Source organism: Pandoraea iniqua, assembly GCF_902459685.1.
GTDB classification, from domain to species: domain Bacteria; phylum Pseudomonadota; class Gammaproteobacteria; order Burkholderiales; family Burkholderiaceae; genus Pandoraea; species Pandoraea iniqua.
In genome coordinates, this window is the sequence record NZ_CABPSF010000003.1 from 619926 (window position 1) to 646128 (window position 26203).

A 26203-nucleotide genomic window follows, 5' to 3' on the forward strand; every position below is an offset into this window, starting at 1 on the left:
GCCCGTGTCAGCCACGGGCGGCGCCGGTCGGGCGGTCTGATGGCCTGCCTGAATTCACGCGAGATTCCCCCGGATTCCTCACCTTGTGACACCTTGTGAGTTACGTGCGCATGTTGCCTTCTCTGCCTGCCAACGCTTCTCGTCGCCGCCGGTTCGCCCTGGCGCTCACCACCACGGCCATCGCCGTCGCCGCGCTGGCCGCCTGCTCGCGCAAGGCGCCGCCCGAGCCACCGCCGCGCCCGGTGGTCGCGATGGCGGCGAAAACCGCCGAGCAGACGCCAATCGCCTCGCTCCCCGCCCAGATCGAAGCCCGTTACGCCACGCCGCTGTCGTTTCGCGTCGCAGGCAAGATTATTGACCGCTCGGTACGGCTCGGCGATGCGGTGAAGGCCGGTCAGGTCGTCGCGCGTCTCGACCCCGCGGATCTGTCGAAGAACGCCGCCAGTGCGCGCGCCCAGCTCGACGCCGCCCAGCATCAGCTCGACTTCGCGACGCAGACCGTCACCCGTGACCGGGCGCAGGCGAAAGAAAACCTGATCGCACCCGCGCAACTGGAACAGTCTGAAAACGCTTACGCGAGTGCGCTCGCGCAGCGCAATCAGGCGACCCAGCAGGCCGCGTTGGCCGGTGACCAATTGAGCTACGGCAACCTCAAGGCCGATCGCGATGGCGTGATTACCGCCGAGCAGGCCGATACTGGACAGAACGTCAGCGCCGGCCAACCGGTGTATCAACTCGCATGGACGGGCGATGTCGACGTGATTGCCGACGTGCCCGAAGTCGCGCTCGGTGCGTTCCGCATCGGCCAGATGGCGACCGTCTCGCTGCCGGCCATGCCGGGCAAGACGTGGCAGGCCCGCGTGCGTGAAGTCGCGCCGGCGGCCGACCCGCAAAGCCGCACGTATCGCGCCAAACTCTCGCTGCTCTCCCCCGGCCCCGATGTGAAGCTCGGCATGACGGCGAATGTCGCGTTTGCCCAGCCACTGCCGGGTAGCGCTCCGGCCCCGGCCGCCGCGGCAACGTCGGCGTCTGCACCGGCGGCTGCCTCGCCGTCCACGGCCAGTGGTGCCGCTGCGGCCGGTGGCACCGACGCCACCACGGCTGCTGCGCATGACACTTCCGCCAATGCCGCCAATACCGCCATCCCCGCGGGCCCGGCGATCACGCTGCCGTCCACGGCCCTCTTCCACGATGGCAATCAGCCCGCCGTCTGGGTGGTCAAGCAGGACGACACGCTGGTACTGCGTCGCGTGAAGGTCGCCCGCTACGGCGAACGCACCGTGACGGTGGCCGGTGGCATCCAGCCGGGCGAGCGCATCGTCTGGCAAGGGGTGCATACCGTGACCGCGGGCGAAAAGGTTCGCGTGGTGGCACCGCTGCACCCTGAGGACTTCGCGTCATGAGCGCGCAGGACGGGAAGCCGCCCGTGCCCCAGACACCAGACACCGCACCCGCCGAGCCGCACGACTACCGCCACGAAGAAGGGAGTTTCAACCTTTCGGCATGGGCGCTGCGTCACCGCGCGCTCGTGGTGTTTCTCATCGCGATGGCGACGATCTTCGGCATTCTTGCGTACTCGCGTCTCGCGCAGTCCGAAGACCCGCCATTCACCTTCCGTGTGATGGTGATCCGCACGTTCTGGCCGGGCGCGACCGCCAAGCAGGTGCAGGAACAGGTCACCGACCGCATCGCGCGCAAGTTGCAGGAGATGCCGTCCATCGACTTCCAGCGCAGCTATTCGCGCCCGGGCGAGTCGTTGCTGTTCTTCTCGATGAAGGATTCGGCACCCGCCAGTGAAGTGCCGGAGGAGTGGTATCAGGTTCGCAAGAAGGTCGGCGACATTGCCTACACGCTGCCGCCCGGCGTGCAAGGGCCGTTCTTCAACGACGAGTTCGGCGACGTCTACACGCACATCTTCACACTCGAAGGCGACGGCTTCGGCCCCGCCCAGTTGCGCGACTACGCCGACGCGCTGCGCACCGTGCTGCTGCGCGTGCCCGGTGTTGCCAAGGTCGATTACTTCGGTGATCAGGACCAGCGCATTTATGTCGAAATCAGCAACACTCAGCTCACGCGTCTCGGTATCTCGCCGAACCAGATTGCCGAAGCGGTCAACGGCCAGAACGCCGTGTCGCCTGCGGGCACCATCGAAGCCCCCAACGATCGCGTCGTCGTGCGCCCGAGCGGCCAGTTCCGCAACGTGCAGGAGCTAGCCGACACGCTGATCCGCGTGAACAACCGCACGTTCCGGCTTGGCGACATTGCCACGATCAAGCGCGGTTATGTCGACCCGCCGGTCACGGAAATGCGCTTCGCCGGCAAGCCCGTGCTCGGCATCGGCATCACCATGCAGAAGGGGCAGGACGTCGTCCACCTTGGCAAGGCGCTGGCCAGCACCATGACCGATCTGCGGGCGCAGCTGCCCGCCGGGCTCAAGCTCACCGAAGTGGCGAGCATGTCGCAATCGGTGTCGCACTCCGTCGACGACTTCCTCGAAGCCGTGGCCGAAGCCGTGGCCATCGTGCTGGTCGTCAGTCTGCTGTCGCTGGGATTCCGCACCGGCATGGTGGTGGTGATTTCGATTCCGGTCGTGCTCGCCGTCACGTCGCTGTTCATGTACATCTTCGACATCGGCCTGCACAAGGTGTCGCTCGGCACGCTGATTCTGGCGCTGGGTCTGCTGGTCGACGACGCCATCATTGCCGTCGAAATGATGGCCGTGAAGCTCTCGCAGGGCTGGAATCGCAAACGCGCCGCTGCGTTTGCCTACACCAGCACCGCGTTCCCGATGCTGACCGGCACGCTGGTGACGGTGGCGGGCTTCCTGCCGATCGCGCTGGCGAAGTCGAGCACCGGCGAGTACACGCGCTCGATCTTCGAGGTCTCGGCCATTGCCCTGCTGGCGTCGTGGCTCGCGGCCGTGGTGCTGATTCCGCTGCTCGGCTACAAGCTGCTGCCCGAGCGCAAGCGTGAGGCGCATCACGGCGACGATCACGAGCACGAGGTGTATGACACCAAGTTCTACAACCGCCTGCGCGGCTGGCTCACGTGGTGTATCGAGCGAAAAATCGTCGTGCTGGTGATTACCGTCGTGCTGTTCCTGATCGCGATGGCGGGCTTCTCGCTGATTCCGCAGCAGTTCTTCCCGAGTTCGGACCGGCCCGAGTTGATGGTCGACCTGCGCTTGCAGGAAGGCGCGTCGTATCAGGCCACGCTGCGCGAAACCGAGCGCCTCGAAAAGCTGCTCGAAGGCCGCAAGGAAATCGACCATACGGTCAGCTTTGTCGGCACCGGCGCACCGCGCTTCTACCTGCCGCTCGATCAGCAACTACCTACGCCTAACTTCGCGCAACTGGTGGTCACGGCCAAGTCGGTGGAAGACCGAGAGGCCTTGGCCCAATGGCTCGAACCGAAGTTGCGGGAAGCCATGCCGGGCGTGCGCACTCGCCTCTCGCGTCTGGAAAACGGGCCGCCGGTCGGCTTTCCGGTGCAGTTCCGCGTGAGCGGCGACGACATCGGCACCGTGCGCAAGATCTCCGAGCAGGTGGCCGACGTGATGCGCGCCAACGGCGATACCGTCGATGTGCAGTTCGACTGGGACGAGCCGTCGCAACGCTCGGTACGCTTCGAAGTCGATCAGCAGAAGGCGCGCGCGCTCGGCGTGAGTTCGTCGGACATCGCCAACTTCATCGCCATGACGCTCACCGGCTACGACATGAGCCAGTACCGCGAGCGCGACAAGCTGATCGCGATCACGCTGCGGGCACCGAAGAACGAACGCATGGACCCGGCCAAGCTCGCCACGATGGCGATGCCGACGCCGAACGGCCCAGTGCCGCTGGCGACGCTCGGCCACGTGGTCAACGATCTGGAATACGGCGTGATCTGGGAGCGCGACCGTCAACCGACGATCACCGTGCGCTCGGACGTGCGCGCCGGCAAGCAAGGGATCGATGTGACCGAAGCGGTCTACAAGAAGCTTGGCGATATTCGCAAGGCGCTGCCGGTGGGCTATCGCATCGAAATCGGCGGTTCGGTGGAAGAGTCGGGCAAGGGGCAGTCGTCGATCATGGCGCAAATGCCGATCATGATCATTGTCGTGCTCACGCTGCTGATGATTCAGCTTCAGAGCTTCGCGCGCACCATGCTGGTGGTGCTCACCGCACCGCTCGGCATGATCGGCGTGGTCGCTACGCTGCTGTTGTTCGGCAAGCCATTTGGATTTGTGGCCATGCTCGGCGTGATTGCCATGTTCGGCATCATCATGCGCAACTCGGTGATTCTGGTCGATCAGATCGAGCAGGACGTGGCCGCCGGCCATCCGCGCTTTGACGCCATCGTCAGCGCGACGGTACGACGCTTCCGGCCGATCACGCTGACTGCCGCGGCGGCGGTGCTCGCCCTCATCCCACTGTTGCGCAGCAACTTCTTCGGCCCGATGGCGACCGCACTGATGGGCGGCATTACCAGCGCCACCGTGTTGACCGTGTTTTTCCTGCCGGCGTTGTATGCCACGGCGTTCCGCGTGCGGCATGACGAGCGTGCCTCGCATGCCCCGACGGGTTCGAATGGCCCGGGCAATCCGCCCGCCAGTGCGCACGACAACGGCATTCCGCAAGGAGACCGCTCATGACCCCGCGATTCACTTTGCGATCCACATTGCACTCGGTATCGCGCCCTGCATTGCGCCGATATGCCCCCCTCGCCGCCCTGCTCCCGCTGTGGCTCGGTGCCTGCTCGTTCGCGCCAAGCGACAAGCCGCCCGTCATGCCCTCGCCTGCGCAGTACGGTACCAACACCTTGCCTGAGCGCACGGTAACGGCACAGGGCACGTCGCAGCAGTTCGACGTTGGGGCGGCGCCCGTCAAAGCGTGGTGGCAAGCCTATCGCTCGGACAAGCTCAACGCGCTGGTGGAAGAAGGCTTGCGCAACAGCCCGAATCTGTCGGCGGCCGATCATGCGTTGCAAGCCGCACGTGAACAGTTGAAGGCGCAGATCGGCTCATCGCTGTTCCCGTCGATCGACATCGGCGGCGAGGCGGCGCGCGAGCGCAATCTCGGCATCCCGACCTTCGGGCCGCCCACGGCGCTGTACAACATGTTCGTGGGTCAGATTCAGGCCCGCTACACGTTCGACTTCTTCGGCGCGTCGCGCTTTGCCAATGCGTCGCTGGCGGCACAAGTCGACCAGCAGGCATTCCAGCTCGAAGCGTCGCGGCAGGCTTTGGCGGCCAATATCGTCGCCGGGACCATCAGCGCGTCGGTGCTCGGTGCGCAGGTCAAGGCTACGGAGCGGCTGGTCGATCTGGCGCAGGCCGATGCCAACGAGATGGCACGCCGCGAAGTCCTCGGTGCCGTGTCGCGTTCGGACGCGTTGTCGTCCGCCCAGAACGCCGAGTCGCTCGCGGCGTCGCTGCCGGGTTTGCGTGCGCAGTGGCAGTCCACCCGTCACGCGCTGGCCGTGTTGCTGGGCCGCACGCCCGATCAGGCACCCGATGACTTGCCGTTGGGCGAACTGCGCGTACCGCAATCGGTGCCGGTCGCTGTGCCGTCGACATTGCTGCAAACGCGCCCCGACATTCAGGCGGCGGAAATGGCGTTGAAAGCGGCGTCGGCAGAAGTTGGCGTCGCGACGGCGCAGATGTTCCCGAGCCTGTCGCTGACGGCATCGATGGGCAAAGGCGGCTTCAACTGGCCGACGGTGATGTCGAACGCCGGGTCGCTGTGGAGCATTGCCGCGTCGATCTCGCAGCCGATTTTCCACGGCGGCGCCCTGCTCGCTCAGCGTCGCGCGGCACAGGCCACGTATGAGGCGGCCGTCGATCAATACAAGCAGACGGTGCTCACCGCGTTCAAGAACGTGGCCGACACGCTTGCCTCGCTCGACGCGGACAACACATCGCTGCTGCATGCGGATAACGCGAGCGCCGCGGCCGAGCAGGTGTACCGCGACACGGCCGCGCGCGTGAGGCTGGGCGCCCTGCCGACATCGGCGGCGCGGGGCCGGGAGCAGCAGTACTGGAACGCCTATATGACGACAGTGCGTGCAACCGGCGCGCGTTTGTCGGATACTGCGCTCCTGTTTTATGCGATGGGCGTGCCGCCCGAGCCAACGGCCGACGCTGCCAAAACCTCGACCTCACCGGCACCGGTGAACGGGGCGAAGGCTGGCGCGGTGGGAGAAGCCGAGGGACAGGCACGCACGTCGCAAGACGTTGCGAGACGATGACTGCCACACCCATAACGCGGGGCCGACGCCCCAAACACCTGCCCGATGGCCGCGCGGCGCTGCTTGCCGCTGCCATCGAGGCTTTCGCGCAGCTTGGCTACGACGGCGCGAACCTGCGCGGGATTGCCCGGGCGGCGAAGGTCGACGCCAGCCTCGTGCGCGTGCATTTCGGTTCGAAGGAACAGTTGTGGCGCGCGTGCGTCGACACGCTCGAAGCGGCGCTCACCGAGCCGGCCGAACAGATGCGCGCGCTGTCGCTCGACATTTCGCGTCCGGTTACCGACCGGCTGAAAGAAGCGATCGCCATCGTTGCCGCGCACGCGGTCAGTCACCCCGAACACAAGCAGTTCATTGCCCAGCACGCGGCGGAAACCGGCGAGCGCGGCGCGACACTGCACCGCCAGTTGGTGATGCCGGTCTACGACTGTATGGAGCCGCTGATCGTGCAGGGCATGGAAGCCGGGGTGGTGCGCGCCGAGCATCCGGCGATGTACTTCTGCCTGCTGGTGCACGCGCTGCACCCGCCACCCGGCTCGCCCGTGCTGATGCAACTGATCGCGCCACAAGTGGGCGGCGAGGCGTTCGGCCCGGCGCTGATCAATCAGGTGGAAATGCTGTTTTTCGCGACGCCGAATGCTGCCACGCCGTCTAAGGCGTGATCCGGTCAGCCGACGCCAACTAGCATCGGCTGACGGTTCTCACTGAATAGCGCTACCGCACCGCCGCCCCCGGCGGCAAGCCGTCCGCTGGCGCTTCGGCCGTCGTTGTCAGCACCACGCCACGGCGCTCTCGGCCAAAGCCGATCATCACGGCGATCACCACCGCCACCGTCCCCGCGACAATTGCCATCGCCAGACCGAAGTTGCCATCGTGCGCTTTCGCGATGGTGGTCTGCAAATTGGCGTTCACCGACGCAAACAGATTCCCCAACTGATACACCAGCCCCGGGAACGTCGCGCGGATCTCGTCAGGCGACAGTTCGTTCAAGTGCGCCGGGATCACACCCCACGCGCCCTGTACCGAAATCTGCATCAGGAATGCGCCGACGGCGAGCAACACCGCGCCGCTGGAAAACGCCCACAACGGCAGCACCGGCAGCGCAATGAGCGCCGCAATCACGATGGCGCGCCGCCGGCCGATCTTCTCCGAAATCGCCCCGAAAAAGAGCCCGCCGATAATCGCGCCGATGTTGTACGTGATGGCAATCCAGCTCACCGTGTGCGGCAAGAACTTGTGCTGCACTTGCAGGAAGGTCGGATACAGATCCTGCGTGCCGTGCGAGAAGAAGTTGAACGCCGTCATCAGCACGATGGCGTACAGCGCCAGTTTCCAGTCTCGCGCCAACACCTGAAGCAGGTTCGCGCGTGGCGTCGCTGCCTGTGTCGTGCCCTTCTGCCACGCAGGCGACTCGGGGACATGCCGCCGGATATAGAACACCAGCAGCGCCGGCAACACACCGACGAAGAACATGCCGCGCCACCCGATGCTCTCGTAGAACAAGCCATAGACGACGGACGCGAGCAGATAGCCGCTCGGATATCCCGCCTGCAACAACCCGGACACAATGCCGCGCGAATGCGTCGGCACACTCTCCATCGTCAGCGCCGCCCCCACACCCCACTCACCGCCCATCGCGATACCGAAGAGCGCGCGCAGTATCAGCAGCACCGTGAGACTCGGCGCGAAGCCCGAGGCTAACTCCAGCAACGCATACAGCAGGACGCTCGCCATCATCGCCGGGCGTCGGCCGAACCGGTCACCCAGCCGTCCGAAGATCAGCGCCCCGACCGGGCGCATCGCCAATGTCAGCAGCAGCGCAAACGCCACACTGCCAAGTTCGGTGTTGAACTCCTTCGCGATGTCCTTCAACACGAACACCATCAAAAAGAAATCGAACGCGTCGAGCGTCCACCCCAAATAGCTTGCCGTTACCACATGCTTCTGTTGACTCGTCCAGGCCATGGTGTCTCCTTCGTCGGCGGCAATGTGTGCGACGAAACCCACTCTACTCCTCAATTTGCGGACACGTAAAAGGACCCCGCCGTCGCTTCGGAACCCGCATGAATACGGGCTCCGGCCTTTATTGACGGGGGTTTCACCTGTTGTAACGTTTTGATGTGCAGCGCAGCAAATTGACGTGCTTTCAGCGCAACGCGCGCTGCACCACAGCGACGATCGCGACGCCCGCACAGACAAACGCGAGCAATGCAAACAGGTTGCTCGCCGCGAGCAGCAGCGCCTGCTGATCGATGAGTTGCGACAGCCGCGCGAGCGCCGCCGCGTCGGTGTCGGGCGGCATGGAAAACGGCGTGACATTGCCGACCAGTTGGGTGCGCGCCATTGCCTCGCCGTACTGCAACCAGAGACTCGCCACGCCGGTGCCGCCCGCCGTCACGATCTGCCGCACGATGTTCTTGAACTGATACGCGTGGGCGAAATCGTCGACCGTGAACTCGCGATACGTAAGCCCCGCGACCAACGCCAGAATGAACGGCGTGGTCATCTGTTGCAGCAACATCGCTTCGAGCACGAGCGATAACGACACGCCCGGCATCATCCGTTGCGACGCCAGCCACGCTGCCGCAGCAAACATCACATAGCCGAGCGCAATCCAGCGCCGCTGTCCGACCAGATGCTGGTTGCCATACGTGAACGCGGTCATGGCGACAAAGCCGATCAGCCCCGCCACGGTAATCGCCGTTCCTGTCGACTGAAACGTAAAGCCGAGCCCCGTCTGCAACGTGGTCGGCAGCACGTAGTTCCAGAGCCCGTTGAGGAAGTAGTACAGCGCGTAGAAGCCGAGACCGACCAGATAGCGCCGCCCGATCAGCCGTTTCGGATCGAGCCACGGGTCGGGATGGCGGTGCTGATGCAGGAACACGCAACCAATGAGCGCCAGACCGATGATGGGTGTGAGCGCCACCGACGGTGAGCTGCGAATCTCGTAGAACCGCAAGTCGCCGAGACCGTGCAACAGCACGAGCGCGCCCGCGCCGAGAAAGACCACCGTGACCCAGTCCATGCCGCCCACGTCGAGCTGCCATGGTGCGAGCGACGCTTCGAGCCGGCGCGGGTAAGTCATGGCCACGAGCAGCAGCGTCGCCAGCGCAAGCACCACCTGCACCACGAAGATGACCCGCCAACTGACATCCTGCATCAGCATCGACGTGACCCACGGCGCCAGCGCGGCGAGCCCGATTCCGCCGGTATTGAAGCCCATGAAAAGCGGCTTGCGCTCCTCACGCTCGGCGGCCAGTTGAATGATGATGCGCGACGCGGAGAACAGGCCGCCCGCGCCGAGCCCCTGCACAGCTTTCGCCAACGCGAGTTCGGTTGGGGTATTGCTCACCGCGCACAGGCCGGCGCCAATGGCCGCAATGATGAGCCCCAGCAGCGTGAAACCGCGATAGCTCAGGTCGCGTGCGATACGTCCGAGCACCAGATTGGCGACGGTGGCCGCCGCCGCGTAGGAGGTCAGACTCCAGAGAAAGTCTTCCGGCGACGCGTGTATGCCGCCCCGAATGTGCGTGCCGCCAATGCCCATCATCGACGAGGCGACGAAATCGACACCGGTCGAACACCCCAGCGCGAACGCAAACAAATACACCTGCGGCGCAGAAAGCTCGGGGTGCTTCGACAACAGCGGGCGGCCGGCACGGTCACTTGCCATCGCAGCTCCTGGGGCCTGTTCCGGAAGGGGGACGCAACGCCATCTTACCGGTATCGCACGGCTCGCAGACGCTGCAATACGGGTGCAATGCCAGTGCAATGCATTACACTGGCGGCCAAACTCCAACGCTACTTCCAAATGTCCGAAGCAATGACTCCTACCACTGTCATCCTCGGCGCCGGTCAAGCCGGCGGCGAAACCGCGCTCGCGCTGCGTGCGCTTGGCTACACCGGCCGCATCGTCCTCGCCGGCAGCGAGACTCACCTGCCCTACCGCCGCCCGCCGCTCTCGAAGGCATTTTTGGCCGGTCAGGCCGACGAGGCAAGCCTGCTCATTCGCCCGGCCGACGCTTGGGAGAAGGCAGAGATCGACGTGCGTCTCGGCGTCACGGCCACCGCCATCGACCGCTCGGCACGCACCGTGACGTTCGACGACGGCCAGACGCTTGGCTACGATCATCTGGTGCTGGCACTGGGCGGGCGCGTGCGCCGTCTGCCGATGCCGGGTGGCGACGCCGCCAACGTCTACTACCTGCGCGACATCGCCGACGCCCAGCGTCTGCGCGAAGCGCTCACCCCCGGCAAACGCGTGATCGTGGTCGGTGGTGGTTATATCGGTTTGGAAGTGGCGGCAAGCGCCGTCAAGGCCGGCACGACGGTCACGGTGCTCGAAGCCGCACCGCGACTGCTCGCACGCGTGGCCGAAGCCGATCTGGCCGACTTCTTCGCCACGCTGCACCGCGAGAACGGCGTGAACGTGCAAGTGGGCGTCGGTGTGTCTGCCCTCGAACAGGACGCGAGCGGTCAGGTCGTGGCCGTGGTCGCCGGTGAGCAGCGTCTGCCCGCCGACGTGGTCGTGGTCGGTATCGGCGTGCTGCCGAACGCCGAACTGGCGCAGGCTGCCGGCCTCGCCGTAGACAACGGCATCGTGGTCGACGAGTTCGCCCGTACGAACGATCCGGCCATTCTGGCCGTGGGCGACTGCGCCCACCACGAACACCCGGCGCTAGGCCGCCGTATTCGTCTGGAATCGGTGCCGAGCGCGAGCGAAATGGCAAAGGTGGCCGCCAGCGTCGTGCATGGCGACGCCCCGAAGGCCGTCGCCACCGCACCGTGGTTCTGGTCGGATCAGTTCAACGCGAAGTTGCAGATGGTCGGGATGACGGAAGGCCACGACGCCGTGGTCGAGCGCCGCCTGCCGGACGCTCAGGGCGCTGCCGTATTCATGCTGTTCTATCTGCGCGACGGCGCTGTCGTGGCCGCCGCCAGCATCAACCGCGCGCAGGAATTCCTCGCTGCCCGCGAGTTGGTCGGCCGCCGTGCGGTGATCGACCCGGCCCGTCTGGCCGATGCCGCCACGCCGCTCAAGACGCTCGTCGCCGAGTTGTCGACGGCCGGCAATTCAGCCGCCTGACCTGAATCGCTTCAGGTCTGCGCGACAGGGGCAATATGCGGCGCTTGCGCCGGCAATAGCAGGACCGGCCTGCCCGCGTGGCGGGCCGTATCTTCCGCCACGCTGCCCAGCGTGAAGCGCCGAAAGCCGCGTCGGCCATGGGTGCCGAGCACGATGAGATCGGCATCGGCCTCCCGGCCCGCCGCAATGATTTGATCGGCCACCCCCTCGCCCACCGGCTGAATCTCTCGCATTTCCACTTCCCCCGGCACCTCCGCCTCGCGCATGCGCTGCGTGGCCCACGAGCGCACCTGCTCGCCCACCGCACGCACCGCTTCGAGCATCGGTTCAGGGTCGAAGCCGGCCAGAAACGGCCCGGGTAAATCCAGCACGTGCACCACGCGCAATGTCGCGCCATGGGTGCGAGCCAGTGTCAGCGCGTAGTCGAAGGCACGCCGCGATGTTTCGCTCGTGTCGAGGGCCACGAGCACGCGCTCGTAATGGCCGCCAGCGCGCAGCGGCAGATGCGCGCGCGCTTCACCCGCGACCAGCATCACCGGCACCAGCGCATTGCGCAGAATCTGTTCGGCCACGCTGCCGAGCATGGCGCGTCGCACCCCGCTGCGCCCGTGCGTGCCGACGATGATGATGTCCGCTGCCCATTCGTTGGCCTCGCGCGTCATCGCTTCGGGCACCGTTTCGCCGGTCGTGCGCAGATCCAGCAGATGGGCCTGCGCATCGAACCCTTCTTCACGCAGGTAAAGCACGGCGCGCGCCAGATGCTCCTCGCCCTCGCGCTGCATGTCGCGGCGCACCTGTTCCAGATCGATGAGTTTGCCGAATGCGGACGTCAGCAGATTGACCGGATCTTCCACCGTGTGAATGACGCGGATCGCATCGCCGCTACGCGCAAAGGCCGCCGCCTCGCGTAGCGCACGGCGCGACGACTCGCTGCCGTCAGTGGCAAGCAGAATGCGTTTGGTCATGAGCAGCCTCGCTGGAAAAAAGAGAGGGGACGTCGCGCAGCGCCCACCGTTTCAGCAGGCAAACCACGCGACGTCCCCTCCACTATACCGCCCGATAGGTGACCAAGGCCACCCGTCGCGGGTGCGTCACCGTGCCGCATCTCCCCAGCGATAGGCCAGCGAGGCGTCGTCGAGTTTCGCTTTGAGATCGGCGTCGAGCTTGTAGTCGATGGTGCCCAGCGTCTCGGTCAGTTGGTCCACGCGGCTCGCGCCGATGATGGCCGAGGTGACGACCGGATTCGCAAGCACCCAAGCCAGCGACAGGCGGGTGAGCGATTCGCCCGATTCCTTGGCGATGCCCTTGAGCGCTTCGATGGTCGCGAACTCGCGCTCATGCCAGTAACGTTGCTGGTACATCGCGCCCGCCTTGCCGACTTTCTCCGTGAAGCGCCCTTCGCTCGGCGTCGCGCCATGCTGGTACTTGCCGGTGAGCAAGCCACCCGCCAGCGGGTTGTAGGGGATCACGGCAAGCCCTTCTTCACCGGCCAGCGGCAGCAACTCGCGTTCGATCTGACGGAACAGCAGGTTGTAACGCGGCTGCACCGACACGAAGCGCGCCACGCGCAGCACGTCGGCACGGCCCAGCGCCCGCGCGAGCCGGTACGCCAGATAGTTCGAGACGCCGATGTAGCGGGCTTTCCCCGACTTCACGATGATGTCGAGCGCTTCGAGGGTCTCGTCGATAGGCGTGTCGGTATCGTCGGAGTGCAGTTGATAGAGATCGACGTAATCGGTGCCCAGACGGCGCAGCGATGCATCGATGGCGTCGAGCAGGTGCTTACGCGACGCGCCCCGGTCCCACGCGGACGGCCCCATGGACCCGCACGCCTTGGTGGCGACGATGAAGCGGCTGCGGCGGCCCTTGAGCCAGCGCCCGACGATCTCCTCGGTACGCCCGCCCAGCGTCTCGTCGCTCCCCAGCGGGTAGACGTCGGCGATGTCGATGAAATTGACGCCGGCCTCGGTGGCGCGATCGAGAATCGCGTGGCTCGCATCCTCTTCGGTTTGCAGGCCGAAGGTCATGGTGCCCAGACAAAGGCGGGAAACGTTCAGGCCGGTGCGGCCAAATTTGGTGTATTGCACGGTAACTCCCGGAAGCATCGGATCGAGGGGTGACGCGAGACTGCGCTGCCCGCCCGAAAGCACCGGACGGACAAGACAAACAAGACGCACAGTATGCGCGATTCCGTCAAAACGCGACGGCTACTCCAACGACTTGAGATCGAGCCACACACCATCGGCACCGCGAATGAGCATCTTGCTGTCGTATTTCATCACCGTCGTCTGCTCGTTGGCCGACACGAAGGCGGTCTGCGGCAGATCGTTTGCGTACTGCGCGAGGTCGGGTGTCCCAGCGAACGGGTTGGTCGCCACCAGATGCGAGACCAGCGTCATCAGCGCGAGATAGCTCGTCGGCGTGGAAATCGTCACGGGGGTATGCGGCCCTGCACCGCCGGCCGTGGCACTGTCGCCGAAACCGACCAGCTTCACGGCGACCGGCACATGCGTGATCTCCGGCAGTGGAATTTCACGCATGCCCGAAATTTGCAGCTTGCTGCCCCGAATCGCCGCGCCATGCTCCGGCACGAACACCACCACGGCCTTCCGGCCCGACTGCGCGATGGTGTCGATGAACTGGCCGAAGTCGTCGAACATCGCCTTGGCGCGCAGCGGATAGCTCTGCACGCTGGTAAGTTTGGAGCCCTCCAGCCGGTTGCCGTCGTGCAGCGAGATCGTGTTGTAGTACAGCGCTACGCGCTTGTCCGGCAGCGCCGTGCGTTGCTTCCACCATGCTTGCAGCACATCGCCGTCGGAGTGAATCGGCGTCTCGTCGAAGGCGCGCATCGACACGCGTGCGTGCGTGTTATCGAACGGCGTGATGCCCTGCACGTTGAAGTTGTCTTTGACTTCCTGCATGAAGTTGTCGAAGTGCCCGTCGTGATTCATCGCGAGCTTCGGCGTGAAGCCGAGATTCTTCAGATCGCTCATCACGTAGCACTGAGGGCCGGCCGGGTCGTACAGCGCCTTGTGCGTCGGCTGGCCGCAACCCGCGCGCAACACGCGAATGGCCGCCGGGCCGCTATAGCTCGCCGCCGAGTTGAAGTTCTTGAAGACGAAGTCGAAGCGCGAGAGCAGCGGCTGATTGTCGAGGTTGTCGACGTCGAGGTCGTCCTGCGCAAGCGAGCAGATGTGCAGAAAGATGATGTCGAAGTCCGGCCCTGCCCCCGCTTGCGCGGGCAACGTAACCGAGCGGGACAGCTCGCGTGCGTAAAACGAGTTGAGCGCCGCGTTCGGGTTCGCACCCGGCGGCACGTCGCCGTCGCCCACCACCACGTCGTTTGCGCTGCCACCGGCGGCCCCTCCACCTGCCGAGGAACCGGCGGCCACCGCCGTGGTGTCGCCCTGCGCTGCGACCACCGGCGCCACCGAGACCAGCGTGCCCACACGCAGTACCCCCGGCACGATCAACAGCGCCAGCAGCACGAACGTGGTCACGCGCACCCATCGATTCACAATCCAGTACGCCAGCACCAGAATCGCGAGCAGCAGCCAGTCGCGGGTGGACACGAACCGGCCCAGCAATTCGATGATGTACGAGAAGCGGAATTGCAGCAGTGCGGGCAGTTGCTCGATGAACCGCGCAAACGGCGGCAGGTTCGAGTCGTAATACAGCAGACCGGCACCGACCGGCACGGCGATCACCTGTCGCAGAATGCGCGCCCAGCGCGGGCGCAGGCGAATGGCCAGCAGCACGGCGAAGATGAAATTCGGCACCACGTGAAAGCCGATGATGCCGGCCCACAGCAGCACCAGTTTCAGGATGAAGTAAAGATTCCAGATGCCCATTGTCAGGTTCCGTCCCTAGGTTCTTTCTTCGCTCGATTACGCATGGATTACGGCTGGATTGCGCCCGAATTACGCCTGCGGTGTGCGCTGCTGCGAGCGCGTTCGCGCGCCGCGCAACCGGTTCTGCCAACGCGTCACGAGCTTGCCCAGCAAGTAATTCGCCAGCACCTGATAGCCGCGCAGGCCCATCGCCAGCATTTCGAACAGCGCCTTGATCGGTTCGTCGCGGGTGCGCTCGGCGTCCCAGTCGCGCCACGCGTCGGCACGCCCGAACGTAAATTGCACAAGATGCTTGTCCTGCTCCGCCGTGAGCGGCATGAACGACAGGAAGAGATCTTGCGAGAGCGAGTTCACCACGCTCACCGGAAACCCGTATTCGTGCTCGCCGCGCGACAACGCCACCTGTGCCTCGGTACCCACCGGCAAATCCAGCGTGACGGGCATACGCAGCGCCAGCCCGCCGCCTGAGAAGTCGCGCGTATGGCATGCGAGGGTTCGGCCATCGGGCAGATACAGCACAGCCGGAATGCTCATGGTCACGCGGTGCGTGCGGCGCACCTGCCGCACTTCGGTCGCCACGGCCACCGCCGCCCCCAGCACCGCCAGATTGAACATCACCCACGCCAGATTGAAAACCAGCGCACCGGTCTCATGCGACGGGCCGTAGAAGAAACGCAGGATGCCCGCGAGAAAACCGAACAGATTGAACCCGAGCAGCACCATGTACGGCTTCGAAATGCTCCAGTCGAAGAAACTCTGCTCGATCAACCCGCCCTTGGCCGTCACGTTGAATTTGCCGTAACGCGGGTTGATGAACGCCACCGTCGTGGGCAGCGCCACGTACCACGCCAGCACCGCTTCGTAGACATCCGACCAGAACGAATGGCGGTATTTGCCCTGAATGCGCGAGTTGGCGATGTTGGCGTGGGCGATATGCGGCAGCACATACGCGCAGATGCTGAGCGCCGCCGCCTGCACGATATGCAAACCGAAGAACAGGTAGCAGATCGGTGCCAGCAGGAACACGATGCGCGGAATGCCATAGAAGAAGTGCAGCATCGCGCTCGCATAGCAAATGCGCTGACCGAACTTCAGCCCGCGGCCGAACAGCGGATTGTCCACGCGGAAAATCTGCGCCATGCCGCGTGCCCAGCGAATACGCTGCCCCACGTGACCCGATAGCGATTCGGTCGCCAGACCGGCTGCCTGCACCACCTTGAGATACACGGTATTCCACCCGCGCCGGTGCATCTTGAGCGCCGTGTGGGCGTCTTCGGTCACCGTCTCGACGGCCACGCCGCCGACTTCGTTGAGTGCGGTACGGCGCAGCACGGCGCACGAGCCGCAGAAGAACGCCGCATTCCAGAAGTCGTTACCGTCCTGCACGATGCCGTAGAACAAGCGTCCTTCGTTAGGCACCGCCCCGCGCGTAGCGAGGTTGCGCTCGAACGGATCGTCCGAGAAGAAGTGGTGAGGCGTCTGCACGAGCGAGCAGCGCGGATCCTTCAGAAACGACCCCATCGTCGTCTGCAAGAACGAGCGCACGGGGATGTGATCGCAGTCGAAGATCGCGATGAAATCACCCCGCGTCTTGCCCAGCGCGTGATTGATGTTGCCCGCCTTGGCATGCTTGTTGTCCGGGCGGGTGACGTAATGCACGCCCGCCTGCGCGGCGAACTCGCGCATTTCCTCGCGTTTGCCGTCGTCGAGCAGATAGATGTTGAGCTTCTCGGGCGGCCAGTCGATGCCACACGCCGCGTAGACCGTCGGGCGCACCACGTCGAGCCCTTCGTTGTAAGTCGGGATATAGACGTCGACCGTGGGCCACTCGCGCATGTCGGCGGGCAGCGGTGTCATGCGCCGCTGCAACGGCCAGATCGTCTGAAGATAGCCGAACAGCAGAATCAGCCACGTGTACATTTCCGCCGCGACGAGGATGTAGCCGACCGAAGCCTCCGCCACGGTATCGAACGCCAGCGACTGGGTCAGGCGCCACCACACATAGCGCACCGTCGAGATGAGCGACAAGCCGATCAGCACCAGCACCGAGTACTGACTGTCGAGCCGGCGGAACACCAGTGCGAGCGTCAGCGTGCAGATCGAGAACAGCAATTGCTCGAACGGATCGAACGGCGTCGTCACGATCCAGAGCACCCCGAACAGGCCGAGCAGCGCCACGATGGCCGACGTCAACCGCCACTGCATCACCTTTTCGAGCTGCTTGTCGAAACGGTGCGCCAGCTGCGCGGGCGTGTCGGGCGGAATGCCGAACAGCGTTTGCACCAGCCACAGCCGGAAACGCTCGTTGTTGTTGCGAAACGCGAGCCACGCCACATAGGGCGGGAACGCCGGGCGCTGATCCGCGCACCGCCACAGCAACGCCCGGACAAGTTGCCAGAAGGTGGCATCGGCCGGTACCCCGACGCGACGCGTCAGACGCTCGTTGCCCCACGCGAAAGCCCGGCCGAAATAGTCGGCCCTGCCCTTGCGCGCCGGCTGAAACAGGATGCGCAGCCACCAGTCGCGCCATTGATCGAGCTGGCGCACGTCGAGCCGCATGGCAAGCCGTGCGATGACGTGGTCGGCCATCTGCGACACCCGCAGTTGCTGACGCGGCGAACGCAGCGTGGCCGCCAGCACCCACTGCATGAGCCCCGGTTCGCGCCCGTCTGGGCGGCGCGGCAGGTGCAGGCGAATCGCGAGCGTCTCGCGCCCCAGCCGGAACAGCGTTTGCAGAGCGTCGCTGATCATGGCGAGCCCTCCTGCGCACCATCGCTCGCACGCGCCGTTGCCCGCAGCAGCCATGCCGCAAGGTGCAGGATATCGAGCGCCGCCTGCGAGCCTTCGCCGTGCGTGAACAACGGCAAGCCGCCAGCGGCGGCCGTGCCGACCGCATCGTCCCGGTGAATCCGCACCGGCACGATCGCGTCGCCGCCACGCGACTGAATCATCTGCATCAGGTCAGTGCCCAGCGCCGAGTTGGCCGCGGCAAAATTCGCCACCATCTGACACCCGGGACCGCCCGCGCTCATCAGATCGGGTTGCGTGACATAGCCGGTGGTCGTGACGGGCACGACGCCGAGCACCAGATCGGCCGCCGCAATGGCCGCCTGCGCCGTCACCCCCGGCAGGCGCGCCGTATCGATCAACACCCGGGTGCCATCGGGCAGGCCGAGTGCATCGAGTTGACGGCGCAGCCCGGCCGGCTCGCGGCGCGACCATTCACCGAACGCAGCGATTTGCGCAGCGCACGCCCGGCCTGCGGGCAGAAACGGCACTTTGGCCGGCGTCTCGGATAGCAACGAACGCCAGCCCGCCGGCGCTTCGCCCAGCGTCAGCACGCCTTTTTCGCTTGCCGCGCTCAGTCCCAGCAATGCGCCGAGACTGTTCTGCGCGTCCAGTTCGACGACAGCGACCGGGTGTTCGCCCTGCGCGAGCTGGGCGGCGAGGTGAGCCGTCACCGTACTGCGACCGGCACCGCCCGCGCTGGAAACGACGGTGATGAGCGTCAGCATGCCGCCTCCTTTGCCGGGCCGGGTGCCCGGTTGGCCGCCGCGATGCGCAGAGCGATGTCGGTAACGAAATTGGCCATGGCTCAATAGCTCCAGATCGGGCGCACCGGCGACGGCGGCATCGGCACATCGCCGCGACGCGCATCGAAGTGATAGCGCATATAGAGGAGGAAGCGATTTGGCGCGTAGTAATCCGAGCGCTCGAACTGCACCTGTCCGCCGACCACCCAATGGCGGTTGATCCAGTATTCTGCGCGCCCCAATATCGAGAAGCCCACGCCGAAGCCACCGCCCGAGCCGTAAGTCAGGTTACCGCTGGCGGCCTGAATGGCGCCGTCGGTCGGGAAGTACGGCATCGACTTCTCCTGACTCTGCGAGAACGAGACCGAGCCGCGCAGGTAGTACGACCAGCGCTGCGTGCGGCCATACCATTCGAGCGGCAGTGTGAGCGAGACGTAGGTCTGAGGGCTGTAGTAACCGCCCATGCCGTACGTGTAGAAGCGTTCGTTCTGCGCGTAGCTGTCGAAGAACAGCGTGAGGCCGGTGTTCATGCGCATGTCGCGCTTGTAGATCAGCGGCAGATCGACACCCGCGCGCGCCGACACTTCGGAGTTGTTCAGCACGTTCTCGCCGGTGAGCCGCGCGACGCTCGCTTCGCCGAACACGCCCCACTTCGCGAAGTCGCGCGAGGCGTGGAAGGTAATGGCATCGCGGCGCACGCCGCCCCATTTGGCGTCGCCGAAAATCTCCGGCAACGGCAGATACGACCCCGCATACGACACCATGCTGCCCGTGACCGGCCGGCGCGACACGTCGACCCAGTAGTTGTAGCGGCCGAGATTGCCGAACAGCCGGACGCCACCAGTCACGTAAGACACCGGGAAACCGATCGGCGTGTGCCCGATGTCGGCACGAATCCAGTCGTTCTCGTAGCCCAGCATCAGCGCTTGCCCGTGCGCCTTTTGCCGCTTGCTGCCGTAGTCGGTCAGCAGCCCCGGATTCGCGTTGCGGAACGGCGTATTCCTCAGCAGCGGCAACGTGCCGATCTCGGACGTGCCGTTGAGCGGCAAGTCGCCGGAATCGGCGCTGACGTAGTCGGTCTGCGCGAACACGTGACCGTCGTAACCCACGGCGTACTGACCGTATAGCGGCACGGCGCGCGCATTGAACATCGAGATGCCGCCGTCGCCCTTCTTCGTATCGATTTCGTAACCGGCCGCCACGTAACTGTTGCGCCGCGATTCGAGCGAATCGATGCCCGACTCCGCCGACGTCATGCCGTCGTAGCCCGGCAATGCCCCCTGCACGATCTCTTCCTTACGGGCTTCGTCGTACCAGCCCTTCGCCTCGTTGTAGTGGCGCTGCGACTGCGCAATGCGCCCACGCTGCACCGTCACGGAGGGGTTGTCCGGGAATTGCGTGCGCAGTTTGTCGTTCAGGGCGATGGCCTCGTCGTAGCGTTCCATCGCCGTCAAACGGCGCACGGCGGCGAGTTGCGTCCAGACGTCATCGGGCGGGGCCTCGGCCAATGCGCGGTCGAGTTCTCGATTCGCGGCGTCGTCGTCCTGCATTTCGTAAAGCACCCGAACCAGCGACAACCGGGCGTCCTGATTGGTCGGGTCCTGCCGGATCTGGTCTTCGGCGATCTTGCGCGCCTCGTCAAAGCGCCGTTCGTCGAAATAGATATCGCCCAGCGTCGACAAGGCGCGCTTGTCGGGCGGGTTGCGGGCGAGCAATGGTTCGAGTGCTTTTTGCGCAGTATCGAAGTCGCCGAGTGCGCGCGCACGGTCCGCCGTACGCAAGGCCAGACGGTCCTGCAAGTCTTGCCACTCCTCGCGCTGATCGGCGCCCAGCGTTGCCGGGTCGATACTCGCGAGAAACGGGCCGAGTTCGGTATCGCGCTCGGCGGTGTTGAGCAATTCGGCGTAGCGCAGTTGCGCATCGGGTTGGGGCTTGTCGGCATGTGCCGCCAGCCACTCGCGCATGAGCGCCAGCCCCTGTTCGGGTTGTCCGGCCGCAACCCGTGCCCGGGCCACTTCGCCGATCAACTCGGGATCGTCGCCGGCCATCGACAGGGCCTCGCGGTATTGGCGCTCGCTCTCGTCGTCGTTGCCGGCGGCGTGAGCTTCGCGCGCGAGCCGTGCGGCGTCGCGAATCGCGAGGGTCGTCTGAAGGCGGCGAATCGACGGCGACGCGTCGGCAGCGGGGATTTGGGCCAGTGCCGCGCGCGCCCCCGCTTCGTCGTCGATCACATTCAGGTAGATCGCCGTCGCGTAATGCATCTGCGCATTGTCGTCGGCAGAGAGCGTCTGTCGCAGCCCCTCGGCCATGACTTCGCGACCGATCTGCGGCAGGCGCAGCTTGCGATACAGACTGGCGAGCGAATAGCGCGTCCACGCGTTGGTCGGATCGAGCGCCACGGCGCGCTCAAGCGCCGCCAGCGCCGGGCCGTTGTGACCTTCGGCGATTTGTCGCTCGGCGTCGTCGGACAGCGCGGCCGATTCGGCCTTGTCGAAACGTGCGGCGTCTTGCGGAAAGCGCCGACGCAGGTCGCCCAGCAATGTCGCGAGTTCGGTACGTCGCTGCTGCCGCGAGTACAACGTGATCATGCCCCGCAGCGCCGTGTCGTTGTCGGGCTCGATCTTCAGGGCCTGCTGGAACAGGCGCTCAGCATCGTCGTCGCGCTTGGCGTCGAGGGCGATGTCGCCAAGCAGCGCCAGCCCGTCCGGGTTAGCCGGGTCGGCAGCCAGCGCGCTGCGCACCAGCCGGTCGGCGTCATCCAGCCGCCCCGCATCACGGGCATCGCGAGCGTCGGACATCGCGCCCCAGAACTGCGACGTTTTGAGCAGGCTGCGCCATTTGCCGGCGTTATCGGGGTCTTTGCGCATCGCCTGTGAGAACAGGTCCTGTGCGGCCTTGTGATCGCCCTGCCGCATCTTCACGAGGCCGAGTGATCCGAGCAATTCGCCATCGTTGGGGCGCTTGGCGCGCGCCGCATCGAGTGACTTCTGCGCGTCGCCAAGTCGGCCTTGATCAAGCGCTGCGATGCCTGCCTGACGCGCCTTGTAAGACGGGTCGTTGAGCATGCGCTGGCGGGCGGCCTGCTGCGCCCCGAGCTTGTCGTAGGCGGCACGGATATCGGCGTCGTTCGGTGCCAGCGCGAGATAGCGCTGATAGAGCGGCAGCCACGCGAGGTTGCCGTCCGCCTTGGACAACCCCTTCTGCCAGAGCGGCAGCAATGCGTTCAGATCGGCGTCGGGGCGCGCAGCCAGTTCGGCCACCATTCGGGTGCCGGCCAACCGGCTCGCCGGGCGATCGATCAACAACTCGGCCAGCGACTGCGACGCGCGGGTGTCGTCGGGCGAGGCCTTCGCGAGATTCGCCAGCCCCTGCTGGGCGGCCGGCCAGCCATTGGTGGCGTTGGCCTGCGCGCGGTAGTACTCCACGCCCAGATCGCCCGTCGGCGGACCATCGGGGAAGAGTGCCTTGTACTCGGCAAACGCGGCATCGGCCTGACCGCTGCGTTGCAGCAGGCGAGCACGGGCAATACGCGACTTGTCGGTCGTATTGATGCGGATGACGTCGGCGAGCGCCTTGGTGGCGGGCGCGTTCGGGTAGCGTGCACGCAAGCGCTGCAATGCCTTGTTCGCCTCGACCGGATGGCCCTCTTCGATGTCGATCTGGCCGAGCATCGAGAGCGCATCGGGTTGATCGGGCTGCACGAGCAGCGCCTTTTCCAGCGCCGCACGCGCCAGATCGTTGCGATGACGCGCATGCCAGAGCGTCGCGCTGGAAAGCAAGTTCCGGACGTCTCGATTGGCCGCCACCGGCGGCGTCTTGCCGGGATTGTTCGGCGCCGGGGCCGGTGCTGAAGACGGCGCAGCTCGCACGCCGGCATCTGCCGCCATCAGCAGACAGGCCAGACAGGCAGAGCGAATCAGCGTGTCGCGCAAGCGCCCTCCCATGGCAATTGCAGCGTGCCGTCGGCCGCAAAACGGAAATGCCCGGCCTGCCAGCCAAGACCGAACAGCGTGAGCACCGCGCTGTAATAACCCGCAGGCGACTGAGCGTTGAGCGATTGCACACGCGCGATCTGGGCTTGCGCACCGGCCGTGTCGCCAACCGCCTGAAGCAATGGCACGAGCGCCGCCGAGAAGCCGCTGGGGCCATCCTGTTTCGCGGTGCCGTCTCGCGTATTGACGCGCTCGGGCGGTGCCCCATGCGTGGCGACGTACTTCAACATGCCGCCGAACGTGTTCTGTAACGCGCGAAAATCATCGCTGCCCGGCGCCAGCATGCCCGCCCACAGATACACCCGGATGGCGTTGTAGCTGCCCTCGCCCTGCGTTTCCGGATCGATCTGAAAACCGTGCCCCGTGCGGTACATCGCCCATTCGGGCGCGAAGCCCAGCGGCGGTGCCGTCAGCGTGATCTGCTTGAGCGACGAGGCAATCAACTGGGGCCAGCCGCTGTCGGGGAACAGGCCCGCAAGACGGCGCACGACCTGCATCGGCACGTAGCTCGGGTTAAGCCGCCACAAGTCCTTTTCGGGATGAAAGCCGACCGGCGCGGGTAAGAGCGTGCGGCCGAGGCCGGGCACAAAATCGGTTTCCTCGGTCGCAATGCGTCGCGCGACGAGCGCCCCGAGGGCGGTGTACCGGCGTACGCTCCACAGGCGTCCCGCCTCGCCGAGTGCGTAGGCAATCCACATGTCGGCGTCGCTGGCGGGGTTGCTGTCGAGCACGCCCCATTGGCCGTCGTCCTTCTTGCCCCAGAGCCATGCGGGCAAGTGAGCGGTCAGGTCGCCCTGCGCGAGATTGTTGATGGTCCAGTCGACGACCTTGTCGAACGTGGCACGGTCGTTGGCAATGAGCGCGAACATCAACGCGTACGCCTGCCCTTCCGAGACCGTGCGTTGATCGGTCATGCTGTGATCGACCACGCGGCCGTCGTCGGACAGGAAGCCGGCTTTGAAGCGCGTCCATGCGGGCCAGTCGACCGGCGGGCAAGCGCGCAGCGCGGCGCCCGCAATACCGGGCAACACCGCGGGTAACACCGCTGGTAAAGCCGCGGGCAACATCGCGGGCAACGTCGTGAGCGCGCGCAGCACGGCGCGACGGCGCCGGCCGTGGGCTTCGGCGCGTTTCATTTACTTCTCCAGCCGGCGTGCGGCGCGGCGTTGCAACCACCCGAAGCATTTGAGTGCGATCGCAAACGCCGCCAGCAGCGCCGCGATACCCACAAGAATCGGATGGCTCGAGAGGTGGTAGCGAATACGCGTCCACCAACTCACGTCGCCGACAAAATACGTCTGCCCCAGCCGGAACGACTCGACGCGCGAGCCATTCACTACCGCGAGGTCGCCATGAATCGCGGCGCGTTGCACGTCGTCGTCCACCATATCGACCACGCCGAGCAGCGCCTTGTTGCTGGTCGCATTGATCGCCACCACCGAACGCGACGCGCTCACCGGCGACTCGAAACCGACCAGCGCCGCGAGCGGTCCATCGGATTGCGCATCCATGCGTGCCGGGCCGACGCGGCTGGCCGCCAGCGCCGAGCCCGTGGCGCCATCGCCGCGATAGCCCTGCCCCTGACTCGTCATCAGGCGGCGCGATTGGTCGATGAGCAGCGGGAAGCCCTTACCCCACTTCGCCAGCAGATCGCCCGCGTCCTTGCCGCCCACGATCAGCAGATCGCGATCCTTGAAGCGATCGGTCTGCGTGGTATCGAGCACTTCGAAACGATCGGCATAGACACCGGTCGAGCGGCCAAACTGACCGAGCGTCGTGAACACAGTTTCAAGCTCGGACGCATCGGGCGTCTTCGATGTGATGATGGCCGTCTGCGCCAGATCGGCGTATTTGGTGAACGGGAAACCGCTGCCGACAAAGAAGCTTAGATTCGGCATCTCGGCGTAATGCGGCAACCCGCTGAAGTCGATGGTCGAATCGGCGTCGATGGCCGAGCGCGCGGCGTTGGTGATCGTCTGCGCGCAAATGCCTTCCTTGTGCGGTTCCATGGCGAACTGGAACGACAGCGAATTGCGCGAAGCCACCTGAAACGCGGGGATCCGCACGTCCTTGCGATCGGCCATGGTGCCGTCGGACAGCAGCTCGACCAGCATGTGGCTCTTGTCGTTGCTCGCGCCCGCCGAGCGCAGCCGGTAAGCACGCACGAACTGGTCGTTGATGGCCACGCTCATCGACGAGTCGTCGGGCTTCACTGGCGGCGTATAGCGATACTTGAGATCGAGCGGCACACCCGTGTTCTGCCACGTCAGCAGGTCGGCCGGGAGATTGAGCTGAATGCGGATCGGCCACGGCATATAGCCATTGCCTTGCAGATCGGCCGGATTGTCGACCAGTTCGCCCAGCTTGACCGGACGGTCCGTGCGCACCCAGCGCGGTGCGTCGTAAGCCGGACGCGGCGGCAGCGGTTCGAGCGCCGTGATGCGCGCCGATTCGCCGGAGAGCGCGGCGCGGCCGGAGACCAGCGCCAGCGCGGCCGTCTCAAGATCCTTCGCGTCACGCCCCTGAATGACCAGCAGTTTGAGCGACGGATTGTTCGGGTTCGACATCATGCGCAACGTCGGCGCGTCGACCGTCGGCAGATTCAGCGCGGCCGGGCGCGTGTCGTTGGTCGCAAAGACGATCGCATGCTTGGCAGGCAACTCGTTGATGTCGACCGGGAAGCGCGTGCGGCGATAGTCGCCCAACGCACCCGCCCATGAGGCAACCACACCGGCAGCATGCACGACCGCCAGCGACGGCGGCGCGCCAAACATGAACGGGATCGAAAGATCACGATTGTCGTGACGATCGAAGAACGGCGTGGGCAGTGTCGAGAGGTCGTTGCGCAGCGTCAGCGGCTGCGTGCTCGTGACCACCTCGCTTTGCGGGCTGATGTCGGCCCACAGGCTGGAGTGCATCGGATCTTCGCACTCCATCGTGTAGTGGCCGATGAGCACGAGCCGCACGCGGTTGAAACCGGAGAGCAAACGCGGGTCGAGCGGGATCTCGCGCACGAGATTTTTGCCGCCGTCCTGCTTGTTGAATGGCAGCGTCGCGATCAACTCTTCGTTGAGATATACCTTGAGTTGCGAGAGATCGGGAATCAGTGCGGGCGAGTAGGTGTAGCGAAGTCGAAGCAGTGCCGACGCGACCGTCTGATCGAGTCGAATGCCGAAATTCACGTCGCCCGAACCTTCCGTGCCGCGCAGGCGCAAGCCGGTACGTTGCCCGAGCTGGGCGAACGTGACCGTGCGCTCGCTCGTTCCCGGCGCCGGTGGCGCGAGTACGAGCGGCACTGCCGAAGCGTCGGCGGCCGCCACTGCCCCTGAGGCCGGGGCTGGCGGCGATGCCGTACTCGTGGGCGTTGGGGCGTTTTTACCCCGCGTTGCCGGTGTTACGGTGGGTGCCGCTCCCGCAAGCGTGATTCCACCGGGATCCATGGTTGCCAAGACGAGCAGACCGATGGTTGAGACTTTCCAACGAAGCGACCAAGACCGACGAAGTTGCATGTTAGAT

15 protein-coding genes are annotated in these 26203 nt (G+C 65.4%); 5 read left to right on the top strand and 10 right to left on the bottom strand.

Annotated features, from left to right (window positions below; genetic code table 11):
* Nucleotides 1-110 precede the first annotated feature (110 nt).
* Genes PIN31009_RS13770 through PIN31009_RS13785 form a run of 4 tightly spaced genes read left to right on the top strand, consistent with a single transcriptional unit; the run spans nucleotide 111 to nucleotide 6887 of the window.
* Entirely contained in the window at nucleotides 111-1403 is a 1293-nt protein-coding gene (locus PIN31009_RS13770) for an efflux RND transporter periplasmic adaptor subunit (RefSeq protein WP_150790625.1), read from the top strand.
* On the top strand, nucleotides 1400-4633 hold the full coding sequence (locus PIN31009_RS13775) for an efflux RND transporter permease subunit (RefSeq protein WP_246185665.1): 3234 nt from the start codon (nucleotides 1400-1402) through the stop codon (nucleotides 4631-4633). Before PIN31009_RS13770 ends, PIN31009_RS13775 begins: the two co-directional genes overlap by 4 nt.
* Entirely contained in the window at nucleotides 4630-6228 is a 1599-nt protein-coding gene (locus PIN31009_RS13780) for an efflux transporter outer membrane subunit (RefSeq protein ID WP_150790626.1), read from the top strand. The genes PIN31009_RS13775 and PIN31009_RS13780 overlap by 4 nt, the downstream gene beginning before the upstream one ends.
* Nucleotides 6225-6887 carry a TetR/AcrR family transcriptional regulator gene (locus PIN31009_RS13785; protein WP_150790627.1) on the top strand — a complete coding sequence of 221 codons (663 nt, stop codon included), beginning with the start codon at nucleotides 6225-6227 and terminating at the stop codon, nucleotides 6885-6887. The genes PIN31009_RS13780 and PIN31009_RS13785 overlap by 4 nt, the downstream gene beginning before the upstream one ends.
* Nucleotides 6888-6939: 52 nt before the next feature.
* Here PIN31009_RS13785 and PIN31009_RS13790 read toward each other — a convergent pair whose 3' ends face one another.
* Together PIN31009_RS13790 and PIN31009_RS13795 are read right to left on the bottom strand one after the other, a co-directional pair.
* Nucleotides 6940-8190, bottom strand: coding sequence for an MFS transporter (locus tag PIN31009_RS13790; RefSeq protein WP_058380244.1), 1251 nt, complete (start codon nucleotides 8188-8190; stop codon nucleotides 6940-6942).
* Between the two features lie 181 nt (nucleotides 8191-8371).
* Nucleotides 8372-9898 carry an MFS transporter gene (locus tag PIN31009_RS13795; protein WP_150790628.1) on the bottom strand — a complete coding sequence of 509 codons (1527 nt, stop codon included), beginning with the start codon at nucleotides 9896-9898 and terminating at the stop codon, nucleotides 8372-8374.
* 150 nt (nucleotides 9899-10048) lie between these two features.
* On the opposite strand from PIN31009_RS13795, the gene PIN31009_RS13800 reads away from it, so the two are divergent.
* The gene (locus tag PIN31009_RS13800) at nucleotides 10049-11311 is read left to right on the top strand and encodes an NAD(P)/FAD-dependent oxidoreductase (protein ID WP_246185666.1); all 1263 of its coding nucleotides are present in this window, start codon (nucleotides 10049-10051) and stop codon (nucleotides 11309-11311) included.
* A gap of 11 nt (nucleotides 11312-11322) precedes the next feature.
* Here PIN31009_RS13800 and PIN31009_RS27930 read toward each other — a convergent pair whose 3' ends face one another.
* The 8 genes from PIN31009_RS27930 to bcsB all read right to left on the bottom strand — a co-directional run bounded on the left by PIN31009_RS27930 (nucleotide 11323) and on the right by bcsB (nucleotide 26127).
* Nucleotides 11323-12276 carry a universal stress protein gene (locus PIN31009_RS27930; protein WP_174997157.1) on the bottom strand — a complete coding sequence of 318 codons (954 nt, stop codon included), beginning with the start codon at nucleotides 12274-12276 and terminating at the stop codon, nucleotides 11323-11325.
* A 126-nt stretch (nucleotides 12277-12402) separates the two neighbouring features.
* Complete coding sequence (locus tag PIN31009_RS13810; RefSeq protein ID WP_150790630.1) at nucleotides 12403-13398, bottom strand: aldo/keto reductase; 996 nt, start codon at nucleotides 13396-13398, stop codon at nucleotides 12403-12405.
* A 120-nt stretch (nucleotides 13399-13518) separates the two neighbouring features.
* Nucleotides 13519-15162 (bottom strand): cellulose biosynthesis protein BcsG, encoded by a 1644-nt coding sequence (bcsG, locus tag PIN31009_RS13815; RefSeq protein ID WP_150790631.1) that lies wholly within the window; start codon nucleotides 15160-15162, stop codon nucleotides 13519-13521.
* Between the two features lie 69 nt (nucleotides 15163-15231).
* Nucleotides 15232-17913, bottom strand: coding sequence for a UDP-forming cellulose synthase catalytic subunit (gene bcsA, locus PIN31009_RS13820; protein WP_150790632.1), 2682 nt, complete (start codon nucleotides 17911-17913; stop codon nucleotides 15232-15234).
* On the bottom strand, nucleotides 17910-18677 hold the full coding sequence (locus tag PIN31009_RS13825) for a cellulose synthase operon protein YhjQ/BcsQ (RefSeq protein WP_150790633.1): 768 nt from the start codon (nucleotides 18675-18677) through the stop codon (nucleotides 17910-17912). Before PIN31009_RS13825 ends, bcsA begins: the two co-directional genes overlap by 4 nt.
* Before the next feature lie 80 nt (nucleotides 18678-18757).
* Nucleotides 18758-22627, bottom strand: a complete 3870-nt coding sequence (locus PIN31009_RS13830; RefSeq protein WP_174997159.1) for a cellulose synthase subunit BcsC-related outer membrane protein — start codon at nucleotides 22625-22627, stop codon at nucleotides 18758-18760.
* Nucleotides 22612-23823, bottom strand: a complete 1212-nt coding sequence (gene bcsZ, locus PIN31009_RS13835) for a cellulose synthase complex periplasmic endoglucanase BcsZ (RefSeq protein ID WP_174997160.1) — start codon at nucleotides 23821-23823, stop codon at nucleotides 22612-22614. Before bcsZ ends, PIN31009_RS13830 begins: the two co-directional genes overlap by 16 nt.
* Nucleotides 23824-26127: a cellulose biosynthesis cyclic di-GMP-binding regulatory protein BcsB gene (bcsB, locus tag PIN31009_RS13840; RefSeq protein WP_174997162.1), complete on the bottom strand. Its 2304-nt coding sequence runs from the start codon at nucleotides 26125-26127 to the stop codon at nucleotides 23824-23826. It lies immediately after the preceding gene.
* Nucleotides 26128-26203 lie beyond the last annotated feature (76 nt).